The 4416-nt window shown below is 73.1% G+C and carries 2 protein-coding genes and 1 pseudogene; all 3 read left to right on the top strand.

The window, feature by feature from the left end:
* The first annotated feature begins 373 nt into the window (after positions 1–373).
* Entirely contained in the window at positions 374–2902 is a 2529-nt protein-coding gene (locus IEZ12_RS10430; RefSeq protein WP_189271744.1) for a hypothetical protein, read from the top strand.
* A gap of 101 nt (positions 2903–3003) precedes the next feature.
* Positions 3004–4014: a phosphate ABC transporter permease subunit PstC gene (pstC, locus tag IEZ12_RS10425; RefSeq protein ID WP_083462051.1), complete on the top strand. Its 1011-nt coding sequence runs from the start codon at positions 3004–3006 to the stop codon at positions 4012–4014.
* Positions 4015–4027: 13 nt separating this feature from the next.
* Positions 4028–4416, top strand: a pseudogene (locus IEZ12_RS38140) (phosphate ABC transporter, permease protein PstA); the annotation flags it as partial.

Here is a 4416-nt window from a genome sequence, read left to right as displayed (position 1 = left end):
CGCTGGCCCTCGACCCGGCCGGCGCGCAGTTCCTGGACAGCAAGCTGCGCACCTCCTTCTTCACCGCGGGCCAGAGCGTCGGCACCTTCACGGTGACCTACACCCCGGCCTCCTGACCCTTCGCACCGGGCGCACCACGCGCCGCACTCGCACCGCCCGACCCGCACGGTCGGGCGGTGCGCGCCGTTTCCGGCCTGACGGAACGTCAGATCCCTTGATTCGAGCACTAATTGGGGCCTCGTACATCTGGTGGACAGCATCCGGTCAGACGTCACTGGCCGAATATCGTCGGAGCCGCCGAACGCCGCCGCTCCGCTCCCTGTCATCCGTGCGTGCCTGCTCCGGCGCGCCCGTCGCCGGAGGTGCTGTGCCCATGAGAGTCCGCCCGTCAGGGCCGAGAATCGGATCACGACCGCTGCAGGCCTGGCTGGCGGCCGTCCTGACGTGGACGCTGGGCGCCGCCGCGGTGCTGCTGCCGCTCGGCGGGACCGGAGTCCAGCAGGCGCAGGCCGCCGCCGGCACGACCGTGCCCGGCCCCGCCCGCTGGGACCCGTTCACCTGGACCAGCGGCCCGGCCGGCTCCGTCACCGTGACGCCGACCAGCGGCCTCGGCAACCAGGTGCTGCACGTGACGTGGAGCGGTTTCACGCCGACCGTGGACGCCGACTTCCAGTCCGTCCCGGTGGTGCTCAACCCGCACGGCACCTCGGGCTTCGACAAGGTCGCCCGCTACCCGGTGCGGATCTACCAGTGCAAGGGCGAGCAGCCGCAGATCACCGACTGCTACGGCTCCAGCCTGTACGGCGCGGACCCGGCCAAGGGCTTCCTGCAGGACTTCCCGAAGCCCGGCACCACCACGCCCGAGTTCCCGTCCAACATGGTGATCGCCGCGACCCGCCCGGACGGCACCGGGGAGGCGGACATCGAGGTGTGGACCGCACAGCAGAGCCAGACCCTGGGCTGCGACCCCACGCACAAGTGCTCGCTGGTCATCGAGGCGAACTACGGCGGCGACTCGGTCGGCGCCTACCAGTTCCCGGCCGGCGAGATCAACTGCGACGACCACTCGCCCGACTCCGACGGCCTGTTCAACACCGCCAGCGACAACGTGGTGGCGGTGGAGAACACCGGCGGCAAGCGCTACGCGAGCGGTGAGGCCTGCGCCTGGAAGAACCACGTCGTGGTGCCGCTGAGCTTCGGCCCCACCCCGGCGGCGTGCACCGCCCGGAACTCCGACTTCTCCGCGATCGGCCTGGAGATGGCCGACCGCGCCGTCCAGCAGTGGCGGACCGGCCTGTGCCAGGACGGCAGCTCGCTGACCGTGCAGTACACCTCCGGCGGCGGCGAGCCGCAGGCCCGCGGGTCCTTCCTGCGCCGCTCCGGCGGCGACATCGCGCTGACCGCGATCCCCGACCGCAACCCGCCGACCCGCCCGTACGTGTACGCGCCGCTGGCGACCAGCGCGATCTCGGTGGTCTACCTGGTCGACGACGGCGTCAGCCGCCGGCAGATCCGCACCCTGCGGCTCAACCAGCGGCTGCTGGCCAAGATGCTGACCCAGAGCTACCGGCTCGACGCCGGCGACGACACTGACAGCGTCAAGGGCAATCCGATCTGCCTGTTCGCCGACCCCGAGTTCCTGAAGCTCAACCCCACCGGGGACAACGGCCCGAACTGGCCCGGCTGCCTGGCCGGCGGCAGCTTCGCCGCCACCGCCCCGATCGTGGTCGGCGGCACCACCGACCTGGTCACCCGGCTGACCACCTGGATCGCCGCCGACCCCGACGCCGCCCAGTTCCTGCAGGGCGCCGCCGACCCGTGGGGCATGCACCTGGACACCAAGTACCTGCGCTCCAGCTACCCCGGCTTCCCGGCCGACGCGTTCCAGCCGCAGGACTTCAGCGGCCCGAAGAACTGGAAGCAGTACGAGTGGAACCCGGTGCTCGGCGGCCTCGGCCAGGTGCTGCGGATGGCCCTGGAGGTCCGGCCGTCCTGCCTGAGCCCCGACGACATCCAGGGCCAGCACGCCAAGTGCCGCAGCCAGGACAACGGCCAGCGCGCCCTGTTCGCCGTCATGGACGCCGGCCAGGCCCAGGCGATGAGCCTGCCCGAGGCCGAACTCCCCAATCCCGCAGGCGCCTTCACCACCCCGACGATCGGCTCCATGCAGGCCGCGGCCGCCGACATGCCGCTCGACGCCGTCACCGGCACCCAGCAACTTCCGTACGGTGACGCCGAATCGGCGTACGCCAAGGACAGCAGGGCGTACCCGCTGACCATGGTCCAGTACGCCATGCTGCCCACCCAGGGCGTCTCCGCGGACAAGGCGGCCGCCATCGCCCGCTTCGTGCGCACCGTCACCGACCCCGCGCAGGGCCAGATCTACGGGCGTCAGCCCGGTCAACTCGCCGTCGGGTTCGCCGGTCTGACGGGCAGTCAGGTCGCCGCTGCGAAGGCCGCGGCCGGCCACGTCGCCGCCCAGGACAGCGCACTGCCCGGCAACCAGACCGCGCCCGGCACCGGGAACGGCCCCGCAGCCGGCGGCGAGGGCCAGGGCAGCGGCACCGGCACCGGCGCAGGCACCAACTCCGGTACCGACAACGGCTCCTACACCAGCGCCGACACGCCCGCCGGAGCCGGCGTCCCGGGCGCCACCGGCCCCAGCGCCGGCGCCAGGGCCAGTGCCGGGGCCTCGCCCCGGCTCGGTGCCGCGGCCGCCGGCCAGGCCGCCGCCGACCGGGCCGGCCTGGCCCGACTGATGCTGCCCGTGGTGCTCGCCACCGGCGCCGTGCTGCTGGTCGGCGGACCCGCCGCGCTGCTGCTGGGCGGCACCTCCGCCGGCGCCGCACTGCGCCGCGGGGCCGGCCGGATCCGCGCCCGCCTGTTCGGCCGCAACGGCTGACCCGCTCCGCCGGGCGGGCGCCCCGCGCGCCCGCCCGGCCCACCGGGGGCCACCCCCGCCGTCCCACCCCACGAACCCTCACCGCGCGGAGAGTTGACACCATGACCGCCGCCGTCCAGCCGACGGAGTACCGCGTTCCACCGCCCGAAGCCGACCGTCCCCGCCCGATCAGCGCCCCCGCCTCGCCCGCCGACCGGGCCTTCCGCGGGCTGCTGCGCGCCGCCGGCCTGTCCGTGTTCGCCCTGATGGGCCTGATCGCGTTCTTCCTGCTGCTGCGCGGCACCGAGGCGCTGGACGCCGTCGGCTGGTCGTTCCTCACCGAGCAGCGCTGGCGCACCGCCGCGCACTCCTTCGGCATCGCCGCGGTGCTGCCCGACGGCATTCTGATCGCCGTCATCGCGCTGTGCATCGCGGTGCCGGTCGCGCTCACCGCCGCCCTGTTCATCTCCGAGTACGCGCCGGTCCGGCTGCGGCCGACGCTGATCTCGCTGGTCGACCTGATGGCGGCCATCCCCAGCATCGTCTACGGCCTGTGGGGCCTGTTCTTCCTGCAGCCGCGGATCGTCGGCCTCTGCCGCTGGCTGGCCGTCCACCTCGGCGGAGCGCTGCCGTTCCTGGAGGTGCGCACCGGCGACATCGCCACCTCCTACACCTCGTCCACGTTCATCGCCGGCACCGTGGTCTCCCTGATGATCATTCCGATCATCGCCTCGCTCAGCCGCGAGGTGTTCTCGCAGGCCCCCGCCGGCGAACGCGAAGGCGCGTACGCGCTCGGCTCCACCCGCTGGGGCATGGTCCGCACCGTGGTGCTGCCGTTCGGACGCGGCGGCGTGATCGGTGCCGTGATGCTCGGCTTCGGCCGGGCGATGGGCGAGACCATCGCCGTCGCGCTGATCATCTCGCCGGTGTTCCGGGTCTCCTGGCACGTCCTGGAGAACGGCGGCAACTCGATCTCCTCACTGATCGCGCTGCGCTTCAGCGAGTCCGACAGCCTCTCGCTGTCCGCGCTGATGGCCGCCGGGCTGGTGCTCTTCGCCCTCACCCTGCTGGTCAACGTGGCCGCCGGGTTCATCATCAGCCGGTCCCGGTCCGGCGCCACCACCTCGGACTGACCGGAGGCCACCGATGTCCGCACCCGTCACCACCCGCAGCGTCCCCGGCACCCCGTCGGCCGCCGGCGCACCGCCGACCGCCGACGCACCGCCCGCTCCCGAACAGCAGCGGATCCGCCTCGGCGGCGTCACCCGCGAGGAAGTCCTCACCCTGGTCGGCGCCGGCACGGGCTCGCTCGCGCTCGACTGGCTGCTGTACGAACGCATCCTGCTGTTCAGCGGCGCGTTCGGCTTCCTGCTCTGCTGGTACCTGCTGTTCCTCGTCCTCTACACGATCGCCGGCCGCCTCCAGTGGGACGCCCTGACGGTCCGCGAGCGCCTGGCGACCGCGCTCGCCTGGAGCTCCGGCCTGCTGGTGCTCGGCGTCATCGCCGACCAGATCGGCTACGTGCTGGTCCGCGG

This window comes from Kitasatospora griseola (assembly GCF_014648555.1).
GTDB classification, from domain to species: Bacteria; Actinomycetota; Actinomycetes; order Streptomycetales; family Streptomycetaceae; genus Kitasatospora; species Kitasatospora griseola.
The sequence above is the reverse complement of the archived record's forward strand: the minus strand, read 5'-3'. Positions and strand labels throughout refer to the sequence as shown.

What these genes read in the sequence shown, in the direction of transcription:
- IEZ12_RS10430 (WP_189271744.1), top strand. Translation starts at nt 374, where the DNA reads ATGAGAGTCCGCCCGTCAGGGCCGAGAATCGGATCACGACCGCTGCAG.
- pstC (WP_083462051.1), top strand. Translation starts at nt 3,004, where the DNA reads ATGACCGCCGCCGTCCAGCCGACGGAGTACCGCGTTCCACCGCCCGAA.